General features: G+C 57.1%; 22 protein-coding genes and 3 tRNA genes. 11 read left to right on the top strand and 14 right to left on the bottom strand.

The window, feature by feature from the left end; translation table 11 throughout:
* Positions 1–62: 62 nt before the first annotated feature.
* The 3 genes from GSVR_RS13720 to GSVR_RS13730 all read left to right on the top strand — a co-directional run bounded on the left by GSVR_RS13720 (position 63) and on the right by GSVR_RS13730 (position 3,690).
* Positions 63–374, top strand: coding sequence for a DUF485 domain-containing protein (locus tag GSVR_RS13720; RefSeq protein ID WP_173201796.1), 312 nt, complete (start codon positions 63–65; stop codon positions 372–374).
* A gap of 17 nt (positions 375–391) precedes the next feature.
* The gene (locus GSVR_RS13725; RefSeq protein WP_173201797.1) at positions 392–2,398 is read left to right on the top strand and encodes a cation acetate symporter; all 2,007 of its coding nucleotides are present in this window, start codon (positions 392–394) and stop codon (positions 2,396–2,398) included.
* A 95-nt stretch (positions 2,399–2,493) separates the two neighbouring features.
* Positions 2,494–3,690 (top strand): putative nucleotidyltransferase substrate binding domain-containing protein, encoded by a 1,197-nt coding sequence (locus GSVR_RS13730; RefSeq protein WP_173201798.1) that lies wholly within the window; start codon positions 2,494–2,496, stop codon positions 3,688–3,690.
* Between the two features lie 179 nt (positions 3,691–3,869).
* Here the strand turns inward: GSVR_RS13730 and GSVR_RS13735 are convergent, their stop codons facing one another.
* Positions 3,870–4,724 carry a cytochrome C gene (locus GSVR_RS13735; RefSeq protein ID WP_173201799.1) on the bottom strand — a complete coding sequence of 285 codons (855 nt, stop codon included), beginning with the start codon at positions 4,722–4,724 and terminating at the stop codon, positions 3,870–3,872.
* Positions 4,725–4,946: 222 nt separating this feature from the next.
* Here GSVR_RS13735 and GSVR_RS13740 point away from each other — a divergent pair.
* Positions 4,947–5,021, top strand: a tRNA-Val gene (locus tag GSVR_RS13740).
* Positions 5,022–5,175: 154 nt separating this feature from the next.
* Here GSVR_RS13740 and GSVR_RS13745 read toward each other — a convergent pair.
* Together GSVR_RS13745 and GSVR_RS13750 are read right to left on the bottom strand one after the other, a co-directional pair.
* On the bottom strand, positions 5,176–5,466 hold the full coding sequence (locus GSVR_RS13745) for an HU family DNA-binding protein (RefSeq protein WP_173201800.1): 291 nt from the start codon (positions 5,464–5,466) through the stop codon (positions 5,176–5,178).
* A gap of 148 nt (positions 5,467–5,614) precedes the next feature.
* Entirely contained in the window at positions 5,615–6,289 is a 675-nt protein-coding gene (locus GSVR_RS13750; protein ID WP_173201801.1) for a TVP38/TMEM64 family protein, read from the bottom strand.
* Positions 6,290–6,479: 190 nt separating this feature from the next.
* Here GSVR_RS13750 and GSVR_RS13755 point away from each other — a divergent pair, with 190 nt between their 5' ends.
* Entirely contained in the window at positions 6,480–7,220 is a 741-nt protein-coding gene (locus GSVR_RS13755; RefSeq protein ID WP_173201802.1) for an endonuclease/exonuclease/phosphatase family protein, read from the top strand.
* Complete coding sequence (locus GSVR_RS13760) at positions 7,217–8,719, top strand: phospholipase D-like domain-containing protein (protein ID WP_173201803.1); 1,503 nt, start codon at positions 7,217–7,219, stop codon at positions 8,717–8,719. The genes GSVR_RS13755 and GSVR_RS13760 overlap by 4 nt, the downstream gene beginning before the upstream one ends.
* A 252-nt stretch (positions 8,720–8,971) precedes the next feature.
* Here the strand turns inward: GSVR_RS13760 and GSVR_RS13765 are convergent, their stop codons facing one another.
* The 11 genes from GSVR_RS13765 to GSVR_RS13815 all read right to left on the bottom strand — a co-directional run bounded on the left by GSVR_RS13765 (position 8,972) and on the right by GSVR_RS13815 (position 21,609).
* Positions 8,972–12,916 carry a DUF4082 domain-containing protein gene (locus GSVR_RS13765; protein ID WP_173201804.1) on the bottom strand — a complete coding sequence of 1,315 codons (3,945 nt, stop codon included), beginning with the start codon at positions 12,914–12,916 and terminating at the stop codon, positions 8,972–8,974.
* Between the two features lie 554 nt (positions 12,917–13,470).
* A tRNA-Arg gene (locus tag GSVR_RS13770) sits at positions 13,471–13,547 on the bottom strand.
* Positions 13,548–13,617: 70 nt separating this feature from the next.
* Positions 13,618–13,704, bottom strand: a tRNA-Leu gene (locus tag GSVR_RS13775).
* A 9-nt stretch (positions 13,705–13,713) separates the two neighbouring features.
* The gene (locus tag GSVR_RS13780; protein WP_173201805.1) at positions 13,714–13,992 is read right to left on the bottom strand and encodes an integration host factor subunit beta; all 279 of its coding nucleotides are present in this window, start codon (positions 13,990–13,992) and stop codon (positions 13,714–13,716) included.
* Positions 13,993–14,013: 21 nt separating this feature from the next.
* Complete coding sequence (locus tag GSVR_RS13785) at positions 14,014–15,753, bottom strand: 30S ribosomal protein S1 (RefSeq protein WP_173201806.1); 1,740 nt, start codon at positions 15,751–15,753, stop codon at positions 14,014–14,016.
* 88 nt (positions 15,754–15,841) lie between these two features.
* Positions 15,842–16,684 carry a 4-hydroxy-3-methylbut-2-enyl diphosphate reductase gene (gene ispH / locus GSVR_RS13790; RefSeq protein ID WP_173201807.1) on the bottom strand — a complete coding sequence of 281 codons (843 nt, stop codon included), beginning with the start codon at positions 16,682–16,684 and terminating at the stop codon, positions 15,842–15,844.
* A 16-nt stretch (positions 16,685–16,700) separates the two neighbouring features.
* Positions 16,701–17,372: a (d)CMP kinase gene (cmk, locus tag GSVR_RS13795; protein WP_173201808.1), complete on the bottom strand. Its 672-nt coding sequence runs from the start codon at positions 17,370–17,372 to the stop codon at positions 16,701–16,703.
* The gene (gene aroA, locus GSVR_RS13800; protein WP_370552082.1) at positions 17,369–18,697 is read right to left on the bottom strand and encodes a 3-phosphoshikimate 1-carboxyvinyltransferase; all 1,329 of its coding nucleotides are present in this window, start codon (positions 18,695–18,697) and stop codon (positions 17,369–17,371) included. Before aroA ends, cmk begins: the two co-directional genes overlap by 4 nt.
* 165 nt (positions 18,698–18,862) lie before the next feature.
* Complete coding sequence (locus tag GSVR_RS13805; protein WP_173201809.1) at positions 18,863–19,726, bottom strand: prephenate dehydrogenase/arogenate dehydrogenase family protein; 864 nt, start codon at positions 19,724–19,726, stop codon at positions 18,863–18,865.
* A gap of 12 nt (positions 19,727–19,738) precedes the next feature.
* The gene (gene pheA, locus GSVR_RS13810; RefSeq protein ID WP_370552037.1) at positions 19,739–20,818 is read right to left on the bottom strand and encodes a prephenate dehydratase; all 1,080 of its coding nucleotides are present in this window, start codon (positions 20,816–20,818) and stop codon (positions 19,739–19,741) included.
* Between the two features lie 176 nt (positions 20,819–20,994).
* Positions 20,995–21,609 carry an HD domain-containing protein gene (locus GSVR_RS13815; RefSeq protein ID WP_305040929.1) on the bottom strand — a complete coding sequence of 205 codons (615 nt, stop codon included), beginning with the start codon at positions 21,607–21,609 and terminating at the stop codon, positions 20,995–20,997.
* A gap of 123 nt (positions 21,610–21,732) precedes the next feature.
* Between GSVR_RS13815 and GSVR_RS13820 the strand changes: the two genes are divergently transcribed.
* From GSVR_RS13820 to GSVR_RS13840, 5 genes are all read left to right on the top strand, one after another.
* Positions 21,733–21,954, top strand: coding sequence for a hypothetical protein (locus GSVR_RS13820; protein ID WP_173201810.1), 222 nt, complete (start codon positions 21,733–21,735; stop codon positions 21,952–21,954).
* Positions 21,955–21,956: 2 nt separating this feature from the next.
* Positions 21,957–22,412, top strand: coding sequence for an iron-sulfur cluster-binding oxidoreductase (locus GSVR_RS13825; protein ID WP_173201811.1), 456 nt, complete (start codon positions 21,957–21,959; stop codon positions 22,410–22,412).
* Positions 22,412–22,975 carry a hemerythrin domain-containing protein gene (locus GSVR_RS13830; RefSeq protein WP_173201812.1) on the top strand — a complete coding sequence of 188 codons (564 nt, stop codon included), beginning with the start codon at positions 22,412–22,414 and terminating at the stop codon, positions 22,973–22,975. The genes GSVR_RS13825 and GSVR_RS13830 overlap by 1 nt, the downstream gene beginning before the upstream one ends.
* A gap of 46 nt (positions 22,976–23,021) precedes the next feature.
* On the top strand, positions 23,022–23,462 hold the full coding sequence (locus tag GSVR_RS13835) for a PAS domain S-box protein (RefSeq protein ID WP_173201813.1): 441 nt from the start codon (positions 23,022–23,024) through the stop codon (positions 23,460–23,462).
* A gap of 131 nt (positions 23,463–23,593) precedes the next feature.
* Positions 23,594–24,604 (top strand): hypothetical protein, encoded by a 1,011-nt coding sequence (locus GSVR_RS13840; RefSeq protein WP_173201814.1) that lies wholly within the window; start codon positions 23,594–23,596, stop codon positions 24,602–24,604.
* Positions 24,605–24,606 lie beyond the last annotated feature (2 nt).

The following is a 24,606-nucleotide window of genomic DNA, read 5'->3' on the forward strand; positions in this document are numbered from 1 at the left end:
TGCGATCCGGAATCAGAGGGAAATACTACGTTTCGATTATTCACGAGAGAAAGGAGTAAAACATGGCAGAAAAACAGTATGATTGGTCCGCAATCGCCAAAAATCCGAAGTTCATCGAACTCCACCACAAAAAATCAGCCTTCCTGTTCGGCTGGTGGATCTTCTCCAGTGTCTATTATTTCCTGCTCCCCATCGGGGCAGCGTATGCTCCCGGTCTTTTCAAGGTCAAGATCATCGGCGTCGTCAACTTCGGTTACGTTTTCGCACTGTCCCAGTTCTTCGTCTCCTGGGCTCTGGCGCTGTACTACGCTCATGTTGCCAACAAGGATTTCGACCGCCTGACCAGGGAACTGGTCGATGAACTTCATCTCTAAGCAAAGGAGGATAGGACATGACCTTCAAAAAGATTATCATTGCCGCAACACTGACCCTTTCCGTCGCCGCAGCCGCCTTTGCTGAAGAGCCGAAGAAAGCTCCGGCCGCCCCCGGCGCAGCCCCTGTTGCCGCCGCTCCTGCCGCTGGCGCGCCTGCCGCCGCACCGGCAGTCGCCGCTCCCGCGGCTCAGGCCCCGGCTCCGGCTGCCGCCCCTGCCCCGGCCGCTCCGGCGAAAAAGAAAGAACTCAAGGCCAACAAGGCTATTACCCTGACCATGTTCACCGCCATTATCGCCATCACCATGGGAGTGGTTGTCTGGGCCGCCAAACAGACCAAGACAGCGGCCGACTTCTACGCCGCCGGCGGCGGCATCACCGGTACCCAGAACGGCTGGGCCATTGCCGGCGACTACATGTCGGCTGCCTCCTTCCTCGGGATTTCCGGCATGATCTCCCTGTACGGCTATGACGGGTTCATGTACTCCGTCGGCTGGCTGGTGGCCTACATCACCGTGCTCCTGATCGTGGCCGAGCCCTGCCGTAACGCCGGCAAGTACACCCTGGGGGACATCCTCTCCTTCCGCACCGATCCCAAGCCGGTCCGCGCCGTGGCTGCCCTCTCCACCGTGGCTGTTTCCACCTTCTACCTGACCGCACAGATGGTCGGCGCAGGCAAGCTGATGGCCCTGCTGGTCGGTATCTCCTACAAGACCTCGGTCATCGGCGTGGGCATACTGATGGTCGGCTACGTCGTTTTCGGCGGCATGACCGCCACCACCTGGGTTCAGATCATCAAGGCCGGCCTGCTCATGAGCGGCGCCTTCCTGCTCTCGTTCCTGGTCATGATGAAGGCCGGCTTCAACCCGATCGGCTTCTTCAGCGACATCGTCAACAACCCCAACATACAGGATCACGTTTCCAAACTGGTGCTGAAGGACGGCATCACTCTGACCGGAGCGGATGCCGGCCAGCGCTTCCTTGAGCCGGCCCTGTTCATGAAGGCTCCGCTCGACCAGATCTCGCTCGGTATGGCCCTGGTGCTCGGTACCGCCGGCATGCCGCACATCCTGATGCGCTTCTTCACCGTGCCGACCGCCCAGGCCGCACGTAAGTCCGTTATCATCGCCATGTTCATCATCGGCGGCTTCTACGTTCTGACCACCCTGCTCGGCTTTGGCGCCGCCATCCACGTTACCCCCCAGGGCATTACCGCTGTCGACGCCGGCGGCAACATGGCCACCCTGCTCCTGGCCCAGCAGCTGGGTGCCGATATCGCACCGATCATCGGCGACATTTTCCTGGCCTTCCTCTGCTCGGTTGCCTTCGCCACCATCCTGGCTGTCGTTTCCGGCCTGGTACTGGCCGCTTCGGCCGCCATCGCCCACGACATCTACGTCAACGTGATCAAAGATGGCCACGCCGACCAGCATGAGCAGGTCATGGCCGCCCGCATCACCTCCTTCGTGGTCGGTGCTGTCGGCATCGTCATCGGCATCGCCGCCGAGAAGCAGAACGTCGCCCACCTGGTGGCCCTGGCCTTTGCCGTGGCCTCCTCCGGCAACCTGCCGGTGGTCGTGCTGTCGCTCTTCTGGCGCAAGTTCAACACCGCCGGCGTCATCTCCGGCCTGGTGGTCGGCACTGTCGCCTCCATCGGCCTGGTCATGGTATCGCCCAACATGACCTATCCCAAGGTGGTCGCTGCCGGCGCCCAGAAGGTGATTACCGCCATGGAGAAGAAACAGGCTGCCCTGCCTCCGGGCGCCCAGCTTGAAGAGAAGGATGCCAAGGCCCTTGAAAAGGCCAAGGCCGATTACGAGAAGAACAAGGACGGCAAGTCCATCATGGGTCTTGACGCTCCGCTGCTGAAGCTGAAGAACCCGGGCATCATCTCGATCCCGCTCGGCTTCCTGGCCGCCATTCTCGGCTGCCTGGCCTTCCCGAACCGTCGTTCCGAAGAGATGTTCGACGAGGTCTATGTCCGCCAGAACACCGGCCTCGGCATGGCCAAGGCCATCGATCACTGATTCCTTTGATTAAAAGATGTGATATAGTGGGGGAGGCTTCGGCCTCCCCTTCTATTTTCCCGCTGATTCCGATCGGCACCCCGGACACCTGACTCATGACCTTCAACGACACGCTATCCGCTATTCCGGAATTGCACCGGATCACCCGCTACTGCGAAGCGGAAGAGGTCGGCCTGCTGCTGCGGGACCTCCGCAACGTACTGGAGCAGGACCGCCGGCAAATGCTTGCATGGTCCGAAGAATATGAAGATCTGCTGGCGCGGGTCCAGGATGCCGACTCCGGCGTCCTGACCTCCATCCATCAGGACTTGAACCGCGTCGAAACCGAGCGTTTCCTGCTGAGCTATTCGGTAACAGCCCTGCATGCCAACTGCACCCATTATCGCGACCTGATAGCCGCTCGCACCATGACACTGGTGTCCGCCGAAATGGCTGCTGCCGGCCGCCAGCCCCCTCCGGTGCCCTGCGCCCTGCTCAGCATGGGCAGCGATGGCCGCCAGGAACAGACACTGATCACAGATCAGGACTATCTCATCGTCTACGGCGATGGGGGGGGCGAAACGGCTGATCTCTATTTCAAGGACTTCTCCGATCTGCTGGTAGACAAGCTGGAAGAAGCGGGATTCAAGAAATGCACCGGCGATATCATGCCGAGCAACCCCACCTGGCGCGGATCGTATTCCCAGTGGCGCAAACGCCTGTTGGCCATCGTGCGGTACGAGTTCGACGACTATGCCAAAAACATGATGGATCTCATCGTCCTGTCCGATGCCCGCTATGTGGCCGGTGACCGGGAGTTGGCCGAACAGCTGGCCGGTATGATCAGAACGATGGAGCAGGATTATTTCCAGGTACTATGGGGCATGGCCAAGGCAGCCACGGAGATGAGGCTGGCACTCGGATTTCTGAAGCGGCTCTGGACCGAAAGCAGTGGAGAGCACAAGGGGGAGTTCAACCTGAAGCTGCTGGCCTGGGCTCCGCTGGTGATGAACATCCGGATTCTGGCGATCAATCAGGGCATACCGGCCACCAATACCGTGGAACGCATCTCCCTCCTGGAAAGAGAGGGCAGCTTTTCAGCTTCGGTAGCCCAAGAGCTCCGGACCGCCTATCATATTCTCACCAAACATCGCATCCTGCTGCAGATCAAGGTGCTGAAGGGCATCCAGAACGATGCCTATCATCTCAATCCTTATCAGCTTCCCGCTGCCGAACGGGAAAAGATACGCCACGGCCTGATCAAGATCGAGGAACTGCAGAAAGTCATCCATTCCAACTTTTCGATTGTCTGATTCCCCTGCCCGACCGCCTGACCTCCCCAAACGCCCCTCCCGCGCCTCTTTCGACCTTTGTTGCCGAGTGCAGCCGGATTGTCCCCCCGATAAATTTTTCTTCGCCCCATACAGCAAGGGCCGGCGAAACTTGTTCGCCGACCCCCGGTCAGACTGCTGTTTAATGCTGTTAATGTCTCTTATTTCTTTTTGCTTTTCTTGGCGGGTGCGGCCGGAGTTTCCGATTTCTTCTGGGCCGGATCCCAATGGTTAAGGTTATGTGCCGTATTGTGGCAGTCGCCGCACTTGTTGAAACGGGCCAGCATGCCGGCCGGATGCGGCGACCCATGGCAGCTCTGGCAGGTCGGCACCATCTTGTGCTTGTCCCTGTGGCAGGTCACGCAGGCCACGACCTTATGTTTCGCATCGCTGGCAGCCAGAACCGCGGCAGGTTTCGTGTGGCAGGCAGCGCACATCTTATTGGGTGTGTCGGATGGATAGGTAACCACTGTCGGCATATGAGCCTGATGGCAGCGTTTGCAATCGGTTGCCGTCATATCGGCACTGTGCGGTTTGTGGCACTGCGTACACTGCGGAATCTTGCCGTGAACATTGTGGCAGAAGCTGCAGGCAAGGCTGGAGTGCTTGCTCTTGACCTGCTTCAGCTTGACAATCTGCTGGTTGTGACAACCGAGGCATTCTTCGGTGATATTGTTGGACAACTTGATGATCTTGGGTGTGTGGGGATTGTTGTGGCAGCGCATGCACGCGGACAGGTTGTAGTGAGGTTTGCCGCTGTGACACGAGCTGCATTCGGGAATGACTTTCCTGACCGCCGGCGGGTGGCCCGTGTGGCAATCCTGGCAAGTAACACTGGTCTTGTGAGCACCTCCATTGGATTCAATATCCGCAACGGGGCCTGCATGACACTTGATGCAATCGGCATTGCTCAATGCCGGTTTCTGCGCGGGCTCCGCGCCGAACGCAGCCGCCGACAGCAGGCATGTCACTGCCGCAGACAGCACCAATCCTCTCAACGATACCAGTACGCTCATCGTGCTTCCTCCTTTTCAAATGGTGTCATCCCCCCATATCCGCACAAAACCTTGTAAAGTGTGCCACATTCCGATCGACCGTCAACCGGCGCACCAAAAAATTTCATTATAAATATGTATGCTGCCGCAGAAAAATGGGCTTCAACCACCAGCCGCCCCGCCCCGGTACTCCTGAAAACTTGACAGCAGCGGCATGTTCTGTTATCTACTTTCTGTCACAACGGGCGCTTAGCTCAGCGGGAGAGCACTGCCTTCACACGGCAGGGGTCACTGGTTCGATCCCAGTAGCGCCCACCATTTTTAGCCGACGACTCCACAAGTCATCGGCTTTCTGTTTTTCAGAGGTCAAAACGAGCAGTACAGTTCCAGGTCCTGGACAGTAGATTCTCCAATAAAAAAAGCCCCTCCGTCTTCGGAGGGGCTTTTTGCTTTCAAACTTGTTTCTCGAATATTACTTCTTTTTGGCCGGTTTTACCTTCAGGTCCCTCAGGTCTTTGCCCGGTGTGAATTTTCCGGAGGTCTTGGCAGGAATTTTGAGGGCTTTGCCAGTCTGAGGATTCCGGCCGGTCCGGGCGCTACGGGTAACGGAGCTGAAGCTGCCAAATCCGACCAGAGTGACTTTGTCGCCAGCCTTGATTGCAGCAGTAGTTTCCGCAATAAAACCGTTCAGCGCCAGATCGGCCTGTTTTTTTGTAATCCCCGCGGCTTCTGCCATCTTTGCCACCAGATCTGCCTTTTTCATAAGCCCTCCTTGAATTAAAAGATGATTGTATATAGCACATCACCTGACTTATTCAACACTTATTATGCGTCACGAGCCCCAAACGGCACTTTTCTGACCGCAGTCACATTAAAAATACGGGCAGAACAATCTAAGACCAGCTTGATCATCACTCTCGTGATGACAGGTGTCGAAGAATGACGGGAAACAGGATAAACAGACAGACAAGCAGCAATGCCGAGACCACTTTCCATGATGCTATCTCCTGCAGTTCTTCCGCCATGCGCATCTGTGCTCCTGCGAAGGCGTACACGAAAGAACCGGGCAATACGCCGACCGATGTCGTCCAGATAAAGGTGGACAACCGTATTCTGGTGATCGCGGCGCAGTAATTGACGGCAAAAAACGGAATGACCGGCAGGATGCGCAGGATCAGCAGGTACCGCGGACCATGCCGGGCTATTTCCCTGTTGAAACGCTCCAGGTGCCGGCTGAAACGCACCTGAAGCCAGTCTCCGATCACAAAGCGGGTAGCGATGAACGCAAGTGTAGCCCCGCTGGTTGCGGCGATATTTATGAAAATCATCGCGGGCAACGTACCGAACGCCATCCCGCCGGCCACGGTCAGCACCAGGGCTCCCGGAAGAAAGAAAGCGGTGGCAAGGTAGAGCAGCATGAAGCCGGCCGCTGCATACGCGTAATGCTGCCCTATGTAGCCCAGCAATGCCTGTTTGTGCTCCTGCAGATAGCTTATTGTAAGAAGGTCATCCTGCAGCAGGAACCTCGCCAGCAGGATCAATACGCCTAAGAACAGCGCAACAACAAGCTGCTTCCGGTATTTCATGTTCCCGCCTACCCCTGGCCGTCCTGGCACCGGGTCAGAATTGACTTACCCCCCTTTTAAAGTATCCTTTTCAATACATCACGCCGCTGCCGGGCGTTCCCGCGACATGTACCGGGGTCCCGGCACGACAGGGTTCGATAGCCGCCGGACCGAAGGTCCCTTCGACTTAAGGATAGTACATCACCTACCCATGTCAAAAACCTTCTCCGTTATGACGTACAACGTTCACAGCGGCATCGGAATGGATGGTAAGGTTTCGCCATTGCGGATAGCCGATGTGATCGACGAATGCAATCCCGACATCGTCGCATTGCAGGAGCTGGATTCCGGTCTGCACCGCACGGAAATGATCGACCAGGCCCATCTGATCGCCTTGACGCTGAACATGTCCTATCATTTTCACTCCTCCATCCAGGTCGAAGGAGGAGGATACGGGAACGCGGTTCTGAGCCGCTATCCGCTCCGGCTGGTAAAGGCCGGAGCCCTTCCCAGCGAGCCCTTGAATCCCTTTTTTGAACCGCGCGGGGCCGTCTGGGCAATGGTGGAGCTAAACGGCCAGGCGCTGCAGATAGTATCCACCCACTTCGGCCTGAACCGGCAGGAACGGAAAAGCCAGGCAACGTCAATCACCGGGCCGGAATGGCTGGGACATCCGGAGTGTCGTCCCCCGGTCGTTTTTTGTGGAGATCTGAACTCCCTGCCAGGCTCGCCCCCCTACCGCTCCATCACCAGACACCTGCACGATGCGCAGCGCTGCCTGAAAGGCAACCGTCCCCGCGGAACCTGGCCGGTACGCCTGCCCCTCATGCGCATCGACCATCTCTTCATCTCATCCGACCTGCGGGTCTTGAAGGTAGCGGTGCCCAGGACGCCACTTACCAGAATTGCTTCAGACCATTACCCGCTGGTCGTCACGTTGGAGCTGCCATGATACTGAAACCGGGATCCAACTGCATGGACATCTATCAAGCGTGTACGACGGGCCTGATCGTCGATGCCTGCGATTATTACCGCACGTTCTATCATGCGGCCGCCAAGGCGCGCCGCTCTATCCTCCTGGCAGGGTGGCAGTTTGATTCGGAGGTTCCTCTGTTACGGGGCAGGGAAGCTGAGCAGTGCGGCGAGGTGCGTTTTCTCCACTTCCTGGAATCCCTGTGTGAGCGCCTTCCGGACTTGGAAATATACATTCTGGCCTGGGATTTCAGCGTCATCTTTTCGATGGAGAGGGAATGGTTCCAGGACATCATCTTCAACTGGACCACCAACGAACGCATCCATTTCCGTTTCGACGGAAAACATGCCATCGGCGCCACGCACCACCAAAAATTCGTGGTAGTTGATGGTGCAATCGCCTTTGTCGGTGGAATGGACATCTGTTCGGAGCGCTGGGACGACCGCCACCATCTCCTGGAAAATGCCTCAAGGGTCGATGCCAACGGCCCCTACGGACCCTACCATGACATTCAGTCTTTTCATACCGGACCCATTGTCGGGGAGTTTACCCGGCTGTTCGAGCAACGCTGGCTCGATTCGGGAGGTGCTCCGCTGTTGCTTCCGCCCCCCTTGCCGGGACACACGCTGCTGACGGGGGATGACCTGATACCGCTTGCCACCGATCGCGTCGCTGTCAGCCGCACGCAGGCATCCGATCCCCAGACCCGCCAGAGTGCCATACAGGAGATCCGCCGATTATTCATCGACGCCATCAGCATGGCTGAACAATTGATTTATCTGGAAAACCAGTATTTCAGTTCTCAGGCGGTGTACCGGGCACTGATCGACAGGATGACCGATCCGGGGCGATCGTCGCTCCAGATCATCATGATTGTGCCCGACAAACTCCCCTTTACGGAGGAACTGTTCCTGGGAGTGCCCCAGATGAAGATGCTGCGTTCCCTGCAGCGCACGGCAGAAGAAACCGGCCATGAGCTGCGCGTGTATTCTACCGCCTGCATCAAAAACGGCGAGCGGACGATGACCTTTATTCATTCGAAGTTACTGCTGGTTGACGACCGTTTTCTGACCATCGGTTCGGCCAACATCACCAACCGCAGCCTTGGCCTGGATACGGAGCTGAATGTCAGCTGGGAGGCCGAGCCCGGGACATGCGGCGGGTTGATCGAGTCCATCCGCCGGGTGCGCACGTCCCTGCTGGCAGAGCATGCCGGCCAGCAGGGACGGGAGGCCGACTTTCAACAGATCCATGGTTTGATCCGACGGCTCGACCGTTTGGTTGAGGAACCCGACTCCCGTCTCTGCTGGTATGAGCCCGATCCTGAGCTGGAAAACAATACCTGGCCGGGTGCGCTGGAACCGATCGCCAGGGTTGTCGATCCGGAAGAAAATGTTTATGAGCAGATCACCCGCTACAGGACCAGCGCTTTTGCCAGGGGAATCCGCCTGGTGAGCCAGTGGATCACCGGGTTATGATTCCTGGCCTCAATGGCTGGTATCAAAGAAAAAGGCCACTTCTCTTGCGAAAAGTGGCCTTCTGAAATATGGCGTCCCCTGGCAGACGCCCTTCGAATTTTCTTGTTCTGACAAGCCGTTCGTGAACGGATACCCCGCATTCGGCTAATTCCGCAGACTAAAGCTTATGCGGACACTAGAATCCTTCGCCGCTGTTGCGCACGCTTAGCCGCTTAAGCCCATCTTCGTCTAATTCATAGCTGCGGCTGGGATTTACTGGTCCTCCACCCGAGCCGGAGAGCTGATGGCGTAGATCCCAGGCACGGCATTCAAGCCTGCAGTGAAAGTCACAGTAGAGGTACCAGATCCAGGTGCGTCGATAGTGGAAGGGCTGAAAGCACCTGTGACACCAGTCGGCAATCCCATAACGGTGAGGGCAACTGCGCTGTTGAAGTCACCCGAGACGGGAGCGGTAATCGTAGAAGTCACAGTTCCACCTTGCTTCACGGAAATAGATGACGGAGAAGCCGTAAGAGCGAATGTCGGCACTGGTGAGTCCCCTATGCCTGTCACACCAACACTCACTGATGGAACAGCTGGATAATTAGTATTGATTGTCAAGTATGCGTCTCTGTCTCCGGTAACCGATGGTCTAAAGCTGACGTTAATAGTGCAGTTCGCTCCCGCAACCAAACTTGTACCGCAGGTATTTGACAGGATAAAGTCGCTTGCATTGGAGCCGTCCGTCCCGATACCGGTGATAGTCAAATCCGCAGTGCCTGTGTTAGACAGCGTCACAGTTTGCGCTGTACTTGTCATGTTAACCATCTGGGTCCCAAATGAAAGCGATCCAGGCAGGACCGTGAGGATCGGACCCACGCCATTGACCATCGTGACGGAGGCTGCCGGAGTTGTGTTCGAAGGGCTGGATCCGTCGACAAGAGCAAGGATCAGCTGGTTGCCCGAACTCGTTGAGAATGCCGGGCTTGCGACCAAGGTGCCGGGATTCACCTTGCCGGTCGAGACATGAGTATCATCTGACAAACTTGAACGATTTAGTAGTAATGAAGAATCTAGTGTCATGGTGACATTTGCAGATCGATTTCCGGATACATTCCCCGTTGCATCCTTGGCCCAGGCATACAGTGTCTTACTGTCTGCTGGCACTGCTGCTGTCCATCTGCCTGCCGTCGCCGAGGGAGCGGTGGCCGATTCCGTGACCAGATTGTCAGTGACGGCACCGTTGTCCGTTGCGGTAATGCTGCTGATCGGCGCAGTGGATATATTCCCCGCTGCATCCTTGGCCAAAGTGTACAGGGTCTTGATGCTTGCCCTGGCAAAGGTATAGGAGGCTGGCACTGTTGCCGTCCATCCGCCTGCCGTTGCGGGAGGAGCAGCGGCCGATTCCGTGATCAGATACCCGGTGACGGCAACGTTGTCCGTTGCGGTAAAGCTGTTGATCGGCACTGTCAGTGAGTTTGAGGTGGCAGGTATGGTGAAGTCCGTAACAGTCGGTGCAGTGCTGTCTATGGTGGTAATGGTGACATCTGCACTTCTGCTTGCGGAGACATTGCCAGCCGCACCTCTTGCCCAGGCGTAGAGGGTCTTTGTGCCTGCCGTGGCACAGACATACGAGGCTGGCGCTGTTGTCGTCCATCCGCTTGCCGTTGCCGAAGGAGCGGTGGTCGATTCCGTGACCAGATAGCCGGTGACGGCAACGTTGTCCGTTGCGGTAAAACTGCTGATTGGCACTATCAAGGTAGAGGAGGCAGAGGGAATCGTAAAGGCGGTTACCACAGGAGCAGTAGTATCCTTGGTAGCTGCGGCAGGAGTAAAGACTACATCTACCCAATAGTTGCTGGCATTGTAGGAGTAGATCGGGAAACCGCCGCCGTACTTGTATACCCCGTTACTACCGTCCAGGCCGTCTTCCAGCGCGTGCAATGGTGGGTTATCAAATGAGTGGGAAAAGTAAGGGCGATCCACAGCATAATATCCGGATGCCGAATAGCAGGAGGCGACATAGGTGGTGTTCGCTGCAATAATGACCGGAAACGGGAAAGAAACCTCCTGCCAGCCAGAAGCAGTTTCGGCCCTAAAGGTCGCGGAGGCCAGCAGCGCACCATCCCGCGACCAGAGTTTGGCTATGTGGGTCCCGGTATTGGCGTATCCTTTGTAAAATCTCAGCCCGTTAATTGCACCGCTTACGTCTGAACGGAACTTGACTCCCACCTCAACCGGTTCACCGTCGCTGGTTGCCGTGACTGTCGGTGTCACCGTGACCGGCCAGATGGTCGCCCTCGTGAGCGGTGGGCCCTGAATTTCCTTGAATAATGCCCGACTTGTCAAAGCATAAACAGCGGTCGGGTCGGTTGGTGCGATAGTGATCGAATCAACGAAATCAATCGAGCCTTCTGTGGAATTCCATGTGCTGCCACCATCTGTGGTCTTGAACACACCGTTTCTTGTCCCGGCATAGACGGTGAGCGGGTGGCTCGGATCGATCGCCAACGAGTTTATCATCAAATTGCCGAGGATCTCTGTCCATGAACTGCCGCCATCCGTGGACTTGGACACACCACTAGATGTCCCGGCATAGATGATTTGAGAGTTGGCCCGGTTGATCGCCAAAGAATAAACATGCAAGGCATTGCCGGTAAGACCATTATTGGCTGCGCTCCACGAATTGCCGCCATTGGTTGACTTGAAAACCCCGTCATTTGCTGTTCCTGCATAAATGGTTTGTACGTTGTTCGGATCAGCAGCTAATGCATAGGCTATATCATAGACCTGATAATCAGGTGATCCACGGTAGAGAAGCCCATCGTTGACAGGGAGCCAGGAAGCACCGCCATCGGTTGACCGATATATTCCTGATGTTACAGGAGATGGCGCATCAAAGATGCCGACATACACGGTTTCCGGAATAGTAGGAGTGATCAGAAGTGAACTCACCGTTCCGCCTACAGGGACTGCCCCCCAAGATCCCCCGCCGTTAGTTGACTTGAATACGCCCACCTCAGTACCTACATAGAGAGCCAACGGATAGTTTGGGTTAATGGCAAGAGCCCAAAAAACATCATTGATACGGAGTCCAGCATGCGCCGGACTCCAGGAATTGCCCCCATCGACAGACTTGAACACCCCATGGTATTCGGTACCGAGGAACATGGTAGTGGAGTTGACCGGATCAATCGCCAGAGAAGTGAAGTCAATGTCGGTCAAACCTATGTTGGCTGCCTCCCAGTGCTCCCCTCTATCGGCGGACCTGAATACTCCGTCATATGATCCGGCATAGATGTTTTGGGAGTTGCCGGGATCGAGAACCACAGAGTAGATACTTGGGGTGGTCAGTCCCGCATTGACGAAACTCCAGGAGCCGCCGCCATCAACGGATTTGAACGCACCGGCAGCAGATGTCCCGGCATAAATGGCCTGACTATTGGCCGGATCGATAGCAATAGATGATACATCTGTGACCGGTAAGCCACTTTTTAAAGCACTCCAGGAACTACCGCCATTGGTCGATTTGAATGCTCCACCGAATGTCCCGGCGTAGATGGTCTGCGGATTTGCCGGATCGATGGCCAGACAATTGACCTGCAAGTCGGTCAGGCCAATGTTGATAGTGCTCCAGCTGACTCCACCATTAGTGGACTTGTAGACCCCGGCGTTCCCGGTATAACCACTGACTCCAAGATAGATTGTCTGTGGATTGAAGGGATCAATGGCTATTGAGGAGATCACCGTAGCGGCTGATGTGATGGACCAGGAGGTGCCACCATCGTAAGACTTAAATAAACCGCCGTCTGTTCCGGCATAGATAATATCAGGTGCGGTGGGATCAATGGCTATGGAATAGATATTGGTGAGCCCGGAAAGGGATGTACTCCAGGAGTCGCCACCATTTGTCGACTTGAGGAGGCCACCAGAGGTCCCGACGTAAACGATCTGAGAGTTTCTGGGATCAATGGCCAGACTATAGGTATAATCATCAGTATCTACAGCAGCACTCCAGGAACTGGCGCCATTTGTGGACTTGAACACATTGCCGTTTTGTGTGACAGCATAGACGGTCTGGGGACTGCTGGAGGCGATCACAAGCATCGTGATTTTACCGCCTGTCGGAGTAGTTAGTTCTTGCCAAGATGCCATTGCCGAAACAGCGAAAATTAAAAGTAACGCTGATTGAAACAGTACCCACCGGACAAGTTTCATGGCAGCCTCCGCGGAATTATGGTGCGACAATATGCGATCATTGGATTCGCGAAACCTTGAAATACGGCGGGCGTGGAGTACCCCACTAAATGCGCAAGAGCAAACAGAATGCCAGAAGTTAAATGGTAGAGCTTGCGGGGGATGATGCGGTGTAACTACGCGATGGTGTAAAACGGCCCGACAAAATAGGCCGGAATCTTACAGCGAACAAAGGGCCTATGACCTGCAGCATGAATAAAAGGCTTTTAGCGTTGATCGTACCGATTGGAGCGGATGTTTCCCAACGAATTAGATGGTACGGTCGTGAAGATGCATGTAAGAAGTTGGTTGAAGGAATAAAGCGAGGGGGTTCCGGATGGTGCGAAAGCTGTGCTCGCGCAAACGCTCCCGGTCTCGAATGCAGGCTAAAATAACGCAGGTTGTTCGATCTCTTTTCGAGCGGGTGGTGAGCTGGCGCCGAACTTCAGGAAACCATTTGACATCATCGCAGTTTCCAACGATGAATACCTTAGAAAAAAGGCCACTTCTCTGACGAAAGTGGCCTTTTTGAAATTTGGCGTCCCCTGCAGGATTCGAACCTGCGGCCTACGGCTTAGAAGGCCGTTGCTCTATCCAGCTGAGCTAAGAGGACGTACGTGGGAAGCATTGTGAGTCTGCTGAAGAGGCTGACATTCCTGGTCAGCCTCCTGAACAATTGTTTGTGGTGCCCGGAGCCGGGATCGAACCGGCACAACGTTGCCGTCGAGGGATTTTAAGTCCCTTGCGTCTACCAGTTCCGCCATCCGGGCAGAACGGTATCAGCAGTTTACCCGCTCCTTGAGTTCCTTACCGGTCTTGAAAAAAGGCGTTTTCTTGGCGGGAATGCTGACAACTTCGCCGCTCTTCGGATTGCGCGCCTCGCGCCCGGTACGCTCACGAATCGTGAAACTTCCGAAACCACGAATCTCGACTTTGTCGCCTGCCCTGAGAGCGTCTTCAATGGAGTCGAAGACGGTATTAACCAGCAGCTCGGAAACCTTCATATTCAGCATGCCATGGGCCTGCACAACTTTTTCGATCAATTCGCTCTTAGTCATGTATCTCCCCTGCGTGAAGCACTAATTATTGTTTTTGTTGTTGAGTTCCTGCTGCAGAAGCTCACCGAAACTCGATGTCGCCTTGCCCTGGGAACCCAGGTACTGCTCGAATTCCGCCTTTTCGGCGGCAGCCTGCAATGCCTTGATGGAAAGGGAGATACGCCGTTCCTTGGGATCGCAGCTCAGCACAACCGCCTCGAGAACGTCGCCGATCTCGGCAAAGGTCTTGGCAGAAGGCACTTTCTCGCGGGAAAGCTCGGAGACGTGGATCAGGCCTTCGATACCCTCTTCCAGTTCCACGAACACGCCGAAATCGGTCAGAGAGGTAACCTTGCCGGAAACCTTGTTGCCGGGGCGATAGGTAGAGGGGGCGAGAGACCAGGGATCCGGCTCGAGCTGCTTGATACCCAGCGAGAGACGCTCGTTTTCCACATCGACCTTCAGAACTACGGCGTGGACAAGGTCGCCTTTGGCATAAACATCGCCGGGATGCTTGATGCGCTTGGTCCAGGAAATGTCGGAGACATGGACCAGACCGTCGATTCCGTCTTCGATGCCGATGAACATGCCAAAGTCGGTCATGTTCTTGATCTGACCTTCGATCTTAGTGCCCGGAACGTATTTTTCCGCGATTGCGGTCCAAGGATTCTCGTTGGCCTGCTTCAGGCCGAGGGAAATCTTGCGATTGCCCATATCGAGACCCAGCACTACCGCTTCGACTTCATCGCCGACGTTGAGAATGTCGGAAGCCCTTCTGACCCGTTTGGTCCAGGACATTTCGGAAACGTGGATGAGCCCTTCCACACCCGGCTCCAGTTCTACAAAGGCGCCGTACTCCATCAGGCTGACAACGCGACCTTTGATGCGGCTTTCGACCGGATATTTCTCCGGCACAGTCAGCCACGGGTCGGACAGAGTCTGCTTCACCCCCAGGGAAATCTTGCCCTTGGTGCGATCGAACTTGAGAACTTTGGCGGTGATCGCCTGTCCCGGCTTGAGTACATCCGCCGGCTTGCCCACGCGGCCCCAGGAAAGATCGGAAACGTGCAGCAGGCCGTCCACACCGCCCAGATCGACGAATGCGCCGTATTCGGTCACATTCTTTACGACGCCTTCCACGATTTGACCTTCTTCCAGTTTCTCGAGGGTCAGTTCGCGGACAGAAGAACGCTCTTCTTCGAGGATCGCACGGCGGGAAAGCACGATATTGTCGCGGCGCTGATTGAGTTTGATCACCTTGAATTTACCGGTGAGTCCGATGTAGTTCTCAGGATTGGCAGAAGGACGGATATCCACCTGGGAGGCGGGCAGGAACGCCTGCACTCCGAAGATATCAACGCTGAACCCGCCGTTGACACGGGCAGTGATGGTACCCTCGAGGATACCCCCTTCCTGGCCGGCATCGCCGATCTTTTCCCAGGCTGCCTGGTAGTCTGCTTTTTTCTTGGAAAGAATATAACCTTTTTTGCCGTCTTCGCGGGTCATCAGGACGCGGATACGGTCGCCGATAGTAACGTTCACTTCGCCATTTGCATCACGAAACTCCGATACCGGTACATGGCCTTCCGACTTTAGCCCGATATCCACGAGGACGGTTTCCTGGTCGATGCGTACAACTGTTCCTTCTATGATCTTGTCCCGCTCGGGCCTCTCCTTGAGGCTTTCACTGTAAAGCGCGGCAAATTCGTCGCTCTGCTGCTCGAAATCCGGATCCTCGTGCTCACCGTTATCAGCAGTATTGAGCCTTTTGAAGTCAACCATTAAACCATACCCCCTGGACGTTTTCTTTTACCCCCGCAGTGCCTAAATACTGCGGAAGCTCTTAAATGTATCACAAATCGGTAAAAATTCAATTGCTTTTATTGATGTCCTCGATCCGGTTCATGACCTCATCGATGATCCATTTGGGAGTGGAAGCGCCCGCCGTAACGCCGACCCGTTCAACCCCTTCGAACCAGGCGGCGTTGATCTCTGCAGCGGTTTCAATATGGTGCGTACGAGGCTGCAATTCTGCGCAAACCTCTGCCAGCCGGCGGGTATTGGCGCTGTTGAAGCCGCCGACCACCAGCATGCAGTCCACCTGGCAGGCCAGTTCCTTGGCCTCTTCCTGACGTACGGCGGTTGCATCGCAGATCGTATTGAAAACACGGATCTCCCCACCCCGGAGAAGACATTCACAGACAACGTTCTTGAGGTTTTCAAAGGACTGGGTGGTCTGGGCGACAATGCCAATCTTACTCATCTTGGGAAGCGCCTTGACTTCGTCCCCTGAGCCGACCACAAAGACCTTGTCCCCACCGTAGGAGACGATCCCCTGCACTTCCGGGTGGTCTGCATCACCGACCACCACCACGCCGTATCCCGCTTCGGACAGGCTCTGGACGTGTTCCTGCGCCTTCTTGACGAACGGACAGGTGGCATCGACGATCTCGAGGTTCTTCTGGATGGCTTCGTTGATCTCATCCGATGCGACACCGTGCGAACGGATGATGATGGTACCGCTGTCCATACTCTCCAGACTTTTGAGTACTTTCACCCCCATCTCTTCCAGTTTGTTGACCACCTGGGGAGAGTGGATGATCGGACCGAGCGTGAATGTCCGCTTGTCCATGGCAGCCGCTTCAAAGGCCATCTGTGTGGCGCGCTTGACGCCGAAGCAGAAGCCGGCACGTTTGGCAAGTATCACTTTCATGGTTTCTTCCCTGTTATTACAGTTTTTGTTTTACAAACCCTTCCATAGTGGAGAGGACATCTTCGATAGCGAGACCGGAAGAGTCGATGGCAATGGCATCTTCAGCCTGCCTGAGCGGAGCGAGGTCCCGCCGGGAATCCTGCTCGTCCCGCAGAATGACTTCGGCGATGGTATCCTCGAGCGTCACCTGTTCCCCCTTGGCCAGCAGCTCCGTGAAACGCCGGCGACCGCGCTCCTCCGGCGAGGCGGAGAGAAAAAATTTCAGATCGGCATCGGGAAAAACCACCGTGCCTATGTCGCGCCCCTCCAGAACGACCCTTCCATTGCATCCCATTACCCGCTGGGCCCGCACCATCGCCTCCCTAACCGGCCTGAGAGCGGAAACACGGGAGGTCATCAGCGACATCTCCGGAGTGCGGATCTGTCCGGTCACGTCCTGGCCGTTGGCAGTCACCCGCTGAACACCGTCCACAACTTCGAGACGCACATCGACATTGCTGCAGAGACGCTCCACCGCCGCCACATCTGACGGATCGATCCCGGCACGGCTGATCAGGAGTGCCACGGCACGATACATGGCGCCGGTATCGATCTGCAGATAGCCGAGCCGCTGGGCCAGAAGACCGGCGATGGTACTCTTGCCGGCTCCGGACGGACCGTCGATGGCGATAACCAGTCCCGATTTCATCGTACTGCCTCCGCGACCGTTTCCAGCAGAGGATAGAAGGTCGGGAAGGAGGTGGCGACACAGTCGATGTCGTCGATGGTGATCCCACCATCGGATACCAGCGCAGCGATCGAAAAGGACATGGCGATGCGGTGGTCCCCGAAGCTCTCCACCATGCCCCCCCCCAGGCGCTCAACACCTTCGATATCCATGCCATCCTCGCATTCCTCCACCTGCACCCCCAACCGGCGCAGATTGACGGCCATGGCTGCAATGCGATCGGTTTCCTTGACCCGCAGTTCGCGGGCATCGCGCAGGGTGGTGGTACCCTCGGCGCAGGCAGCGGCAACGCAGATAGCAGGGAACTCGTCAATGGCACGGGGCACGACGCTCCCGGCAATCTCAATGCCTTTGAGATGCGAAGAACGCACCAGCAGATCTGCCACTGCTTCGCCGGAAACCTCGCGCTGATCCAACAGCTCGATACTGCCCCCCATGGCCGTGAGGATGTCGATGACACCGGTACGGGTCGGGTTGACGCCGACATTGCGGATCAACAGTTCCGCTCCCGGGGTGATCAGGGCAGCCACGATGAAGAAGGCTGCCGACGATATATCTCCCGGCACGACGACCTCCCGGGCCTGCAGCTCGCTCCCCCCCCTGACCGTCACACCGCCGTCGAAACTATCCACCGAAGCGCCGAACAGCCTGAACATCCGTTCAGAATGATCGCGCGACAGGCTCGGTTCGAGCACCGTAGTCTCGCCCTCGGCATACAGCCCCGCCAGCATCAGGGCAGATTTGATCTGCGCGCTGGAGACGGGAGACTGGTAACGGATGCCTTTCAAGGCGCCGCCGCTGATCGCCAGCGGAGCAAGGCTCCCCTTGGCGCGGCCGCTGATGGTGGCCCCCATCAGCGAAAGGGGCTCGACCACCCGCTTCATGGGGCGTTTGCGCAGATACTGATCGCCGGTCACCACCGAGAAAAACGATTGTCCGGCCAACAGACCGGTGATCAACCGGATGGTGGTACCGGAGTTGCCGCAGTCGATCACGTCGGACGGTTCCGACAGCCCCCGCAGGCCTTTGCCGTGGATGGTGATGATCTGGCCGTCGTCGTCAATGGTAACTCCCATGGCACGGAAGGCCTTCATGGTGGCCATGTTGTCCTCGCCCCGCAGAAAGCCCTGAACCGTAGTCACGCCATTGGCGATGGCACCCAGCATGATCGAGCGGTGGGAAATGGATTTGTCGCCGGGAACGCAGATTTCGCCCCGCACACGGGAGGTGGGCTTGATAGTAATGGAACTCACGTCGACTCCGTTCGATGGATACTCTTTCAGCATGAACTCGGAGAACATCAGAACAACGGCATTTATTACAGGGATACACAGGATCGGCAGGATGATCAGAACCGGCATGGCGACAACAAGGTCAGGTTACGCGTTATCCGTATATCCTGTCCATCCCTGTAGAACGGGATTCCGGTTCTTCCATGCTTTTACGGAAGTTTACAAAATCCCGTCGCGGAATTGCTTGGCAATGGTGAAGAACTCCGCCAGTCCGTCACCATCCCCTCGATCGATCCGGCCACGCAACTCGGCCAGGCTGGCCGAAAAACCGTCGATACTGGCAAGCAGCGCCGCACGGTTCATCAGAGCGATATCCCGCCACATGGCAGGGTCGGAGGAGGCGATGCGGGTAAAATCGCGAAAGCCGCCGGCGGTGTAGGAAAGCACGTTCTCACCTTCGACATCGGCCGTGCCCACGGCATGCACCAAGGCGTAGGCCACAGCATGGGGCAGATGCGATATTTCCGCGAAGATCCGGTCATGATGTCCCGGCTCCATGGAGCAGACTTCCGCACCGGCAGCCTGCCAAAGCCGGGAAACGGCCTGCAGGGCCTGTCGATCGGTAGTTTCCGTGGGGGTCAGGATGCAGCGTTTGCCTTTGAAAAGGGTCGCAAAGGAGGCTGCTGCTCCGGAATGCTCGGTGCCGGCAATGGGGTGTCCCCCCACAAAATGGCAGCCGGTCGGCATCAACTGCTGGCAGGCTGCAACGATTTCCGCCTTGACGCTGCCTCCGTCGGTGACGATGCAACCGGGATCGAGCGCAGGAGCGATCTCCTGCAGGACACCAGGGATCGAGCAGACCGGCACCGATAAAAACACCATCTGGGTGCCCCGCACCCCTTGGGCGGCGCTGGCGGCGATCTCGTCCACAACTCCCAGCGCGAGCGCCTGTTCCAAGTTGGCAGGATCGCGATCGACACCGACGATGGTCCTGACCACACCCGCCTCGCGCAGGGCAAGCGCAAAGGAGCCACCGATGAGCCCTACCCCGACAATTGCCAGTCGTTCGATGATCACGGACACGTCTGCCGGCCCCTACATGGACCGCGGGTAGGAACCGAGGACTTTGAGAAACTGGCAGCAGCCCTTGAGCTCATCCAGGGCTTCGGCGACGTTTGCATCAGAAATGTGGCCGAACAGATCGAGAAAAAAGATGTACTCCCAGGCCTTGCTCTTGAAGGGGCGCGACTCGATCTTGGAGAGGTTGATGCCGCGCTTTGCAAAGGGTTCCAGCATGCGGCAGAGGATACCGGGCTCGTCCTTGACCGAAAACAGGACCGAGGTCTTGTCATTGCCGGAGCGTTCGCTCCCTTTGCGCGAAATCACCAGGAAACGGGTGATATTGTTGACCTGGTCTTCGATGCGGCTCCGGACGACCTTGAGGTCATACAACGAGGCGGCCAGCTCGCTGGCAATGGCAGCGGCGGTGTAGTCCTCACTGGTGATCTGGGCCGCGACCGCGGTGGAGGCCACATCCACCACCGGAACGCCGGGCAGGTTGCCTTCCAGCCATTGGCGGCACTGGGCGATCGGCTGGGCGTGGGAATAGACCTTCTTGATATCCTCCAGCCGGCCGGTGCGGGACAGCAGGTCGTGATGCACCTCCAGGAGGATCTCCGCGGTGATCTGCAGGCCGCTCTCCACGAACATATCCAGGGTATGGGACACGACCCCTTCGGTGGAATTCTCCACCGGCACGATGCCGTACAGCGCCTTGCCCTTTTCGACCTCCTCGAACACTGCCGGGATCGACTTGAGCGGCACCAGCTCGGCCGACAGGCCGAAATGCTGCATGGTGGCAAGATGACTGAAGGTCGCCTTGGGCCCCAGAAACGCCACTTTCATGGGGGATTCGAGGGCCAGGCAGGCGGAAATGATTTCCCGGTAGATGCTCCGCAGGGCATCGTTGGGAAAGGGCCCCTGATTGTTGTTCAAAAGGCGCTCATAGATCTGGCGTTCGCGTCCTGGAACATGAAAGTCCAGGTTGCTCTCGGATTTGAGTCGGCCGACGGAGAGGACAATCTGGGCCCGCTCATTGAGCAATGCCACGATTCGATCATCGATGCTGTCGATGGCTGTGCGCAACTCTTCGATTGTGGTTGAATTCTGTGTCACGGAAATCTACCTGGCGGGGGATCACGAAAGAAAATTTTATACTGTATGGCTGTATAAAAAGCAACTGTTTTGAGCTTGTCGAACGCGTGTTGCAAGCCCGTGCAGCCGGTTTTCGCCGGGGCGGGGACCGACTGGCACATGGTAGGGATAAACGACGGTTTATACAGCGGCCCCGGCTACAGTACCCCTCCGAAGCGAAGCAGCCATCCGTCGAAGATCTGAACCTTGTGTTCCCCGAATTTCGCCAGTTTTTCCCGAACATGCTGCGGCGATTTTCTTTGTTCCAGTTTCCCGGGCGTTTTCGAGTAGAACAGGTCGGCAAAACAGATGATCTCCTCCGACAGTGTGGTGGGGATCATGTCGCGCAACGGCAGGGGCAGCTGCTGGTTGATGATATCCTCCTGATTCAGGCCGACCCCGATATGTCGTTCGGATACCAGCGCATGCCGCGGCATCCCTTCCGATTCGAGGACATCGCGTCCGATGACACCGTGCATGATGTAAGGGTGCTTGCCGTTAAGACCGATCTTCGGGGCGTGCACACGGCAGACCCCGATATCGTGCAGCAGCCCTGCCTGATCCAGAAAGGCAAGCTCGTCGCCATCGAGTGCGAGACTGCGACCGATATCCACTGCCAGTCCTGCCACTGCCCGCCCGTGCAGGATGATGGTTTCCAGCGCCTCGCCCTGAAAATACGATACCAGCAGGTCGAGCGGATCCGGCATGGCGAGCGCGGTCTTTCCTTCGTTTTTTGAGAAACCGCCGGCTTTTTGAGCGGCATCAATCGTCATAATCCCTCCCCTAAACCAACACCCATCTGCTTTCAGATTAAGCCAAAACTTGACGCGCGTCATTAAATTTCACCCCCCTGCTGCGTTACGCTGCAATCATCAACACGGCGCAAGGAGGTTGCGATGGAACTCAAAAACGGTCTGGGCGACCAAGCCATCCAAGATGTGATCCGGACCTATCCGGAAATCGGGGACATCCTCAACAATTTCGAAATCGGCTGCGTTACCTGCAAAGTCGGCATCTGCCTGCTGAAGGATGTGGTCTCCATTCACGGTCTGTCCAAGGACGACGAGGCCAAAATCGAACAACAAATCAACACTTATCTGACAAGCAAAGGAGAATGATCATGGGAAATCTGGGATGTGGCTGCCCCGGCAGCATGGCACGCGTTATCGAACGTCAGCAGACTGAGGAGACCGCAACGATCAAGGTACCGTCGGAACTGCGGCAGTGGCCGGTCCAACTGCACCTGGTGCCCCCCACGGCACCCTACTTTCAGCAGGCGGACATCCTGATCAGCGCCGATTGCGTGGCCTATGCCATGGGGAATATGCATCAGGACCTGCTCAAGGGAAAGGCGCTGGCCATTGCCTGCCCGAAACTCGACGATACCACCGCCTACGTGGAGAAACTGGCCCATATCTTCAGCGCCAACGACATCAAGAGCATCACGGTAGCAATCATGGAAGTACCCTGCTGCCGGGGTCTGGACATCATCGTCCGTGAAGCGCTCGCCAAAAGCGGCCGCGAGATCCCCCTGGAGAGCCTGGTGATCGGCATTAACGGAGAACGGAGGAACTGATGAAGACTGATATCACCCGGGCATTGGTGGCCGAACACCGGCTGATCCTGCGGATGATCACCCTGCTTGAGCTGAACGCCCCGCTGACCGCCGCAGGGCACTACACCAACTGGCAGTTCTACCTGGACGGTGTGGACTTCATCCGCAACTATGCCGACCGTTTCCACCATGCCAAAGAAGAGGACGTGCTGTTCGAGGCCCTGATCACAAACGGCATGCCCCGCGAAAACAGCCCCATTGCAGCCATGCTGATGGAGCACGACCAGGGGCGGGCCCATGTCAAGGCAATGGAGACTGCCGCACAGGAAGCGCTGGCAGGGCAGTCCGGCCGCGGCGCGATCATCGCCGAACACGCCTTGGCCTATGCCGCGCTGCTGCGGGAACACATCGACAAAGAGGATACTATCCTCTATCCGCTTGCGGAACGGGTAATTCCCGATACAATGAGGCCCGGCATCGTTGAGGGCTATGCATCGGCCGAAACGAAGGCGCCGGCGGATTTCACCCTCCGTTACGAAGCGATCGTCGCGGGCTATGAGCAGGAAGCACGGGAATCAGCCTGACCAAGGGGAGAACTGCTGTTATCCAATTAACGTTGGGAGGTGCATCATGCAGGACACACCGGCTTTGGAGTGGCTTTACGGGCAAATTGTCCAGAATGTCAGCGATGCGGTCATGTTTTCCGACCGGGAGGGCATCATCCGCCTCTGGAACGCAGGGGCGGAGCGAATGTTCGGCTTTGCCGCGGAGGAGGCGTTGGGACAGTCGCTCGATCTGATCATCCCGGAGAACCTGCGTGCCCGGCACTGGGAGGGGTACTTCCGGGTCATGCAGAGCGGCAGCAGCCATTACAGCATCGATCTGCTCTCCGCACCCGCCCTGCGCAGGGACGGCACCCGCATTTCGACCGAGTTCTCCATGGTGCTGGTCAAGGACGATTCGGGACAGATGCTGGGGGTGGCGGCTGTCATCCGCGACGTCAGCGCACGCTGGCAACGTGAGAAGGAGCTGAAGGAGCGGGTCCGCGAACTGGAGGCTGCACGCGCGTAACCGGAGGGTAAGCCGCTGCGCTTTACATCACCTGTTCCCCTGTGCTAGCCTTTCCGAAAAATTTCGGTTTCGTGGCACGGCCCCCCGTTATTCCGGATAAGCCGTGGAATGAAGCCCCAGGAGCTCTTTCCATGAAGAAACGCAAAGCCCTGGCCCTTCTCTCCGGAGGGCTCGATTCGACCCTGGCCGTTAAAATGATGCTGGAGATGGGCATCGAGGTCGAAGCACTCAACTTCACCTCCCCCTTCTGCACCTGCACCGGCAAGAACGCCGGCTGCAAATCAGAAGCGGTGCGCGTTGCCCAGGAATTCGACATCCCCATCAAAGTGGTCCACAAGGGGCTCGACTACCTGGAGATCGTGCGCAACCCGCGCCACGGCTACGGCAAGGGCATCAATCCCTGCGTGGACTGCCGCATCTATCTCCTGGCCAAGGCCAGGGAATACATGTCCGAGTGCGGTGCCGACTTCGTCATCACCGGCGAAGTGCTGGGACAGCGCCCCATGAGCCAGCGTCGCGACACCCTGCGGGTGATCGAGCGCGAAAGCGGCCTGGAAGGGCTGCTGTTGCGACCGCTGTCCGCCCGGCATTTCGAGCCGACCATTCCCGAGCGCGAGGGATGGGTCGACCGGGAGAAGCTCCTGGCCATCAAGGGGCGTTCCCGGAAAGACCAGTTCCACTTGGCCGAAGAACTGGATGTGAAGAACTATCCCTGCCCGGCCGGCGGCTGCCTGCTGACCGAAACCTCCTTCGTGCCCAAGGTCAAGGATGTGTTCGACCACTCCGACGAGTTGAACCTGCGGGATTTCCGCATGCTGAAAATCGGCCGCCATTTTCGCATCGGCGAACGCACCAAGGCCATCATCGGCCGCGATGAAAACGACAACCGTCTGCTGGAAGCCGCCATGCAGCCGGGCGAGGCAGCCATAACCTGGTTGGACGGCAACACCCCTCTGGGGGTTGTCATGGGCATTCAGGACGAGGCCTGTCTGGAATTGGCCATGCGACTGCTGCTGCGCTATACCAAGGCCGAATCAGGGGCCGAATGCCGCCTCAAGGTGCGCTGCAACGGCACGGAAACGGTCAGGAACGTAATCAACGACATCACCGAGGAAGCGGTTGTCCGGTACCGCATCGATTAGCA

The sequence above is a fragment of the Geobacter sp. SVR genome, from assembly GCF_016865365.1.
Classification (GTDB): domain Bacteria; phylum Desulfobacterota; class Desulfuromonadia; order Geobacterales; family Pseudopelobacteraceae; genus Pelotalea.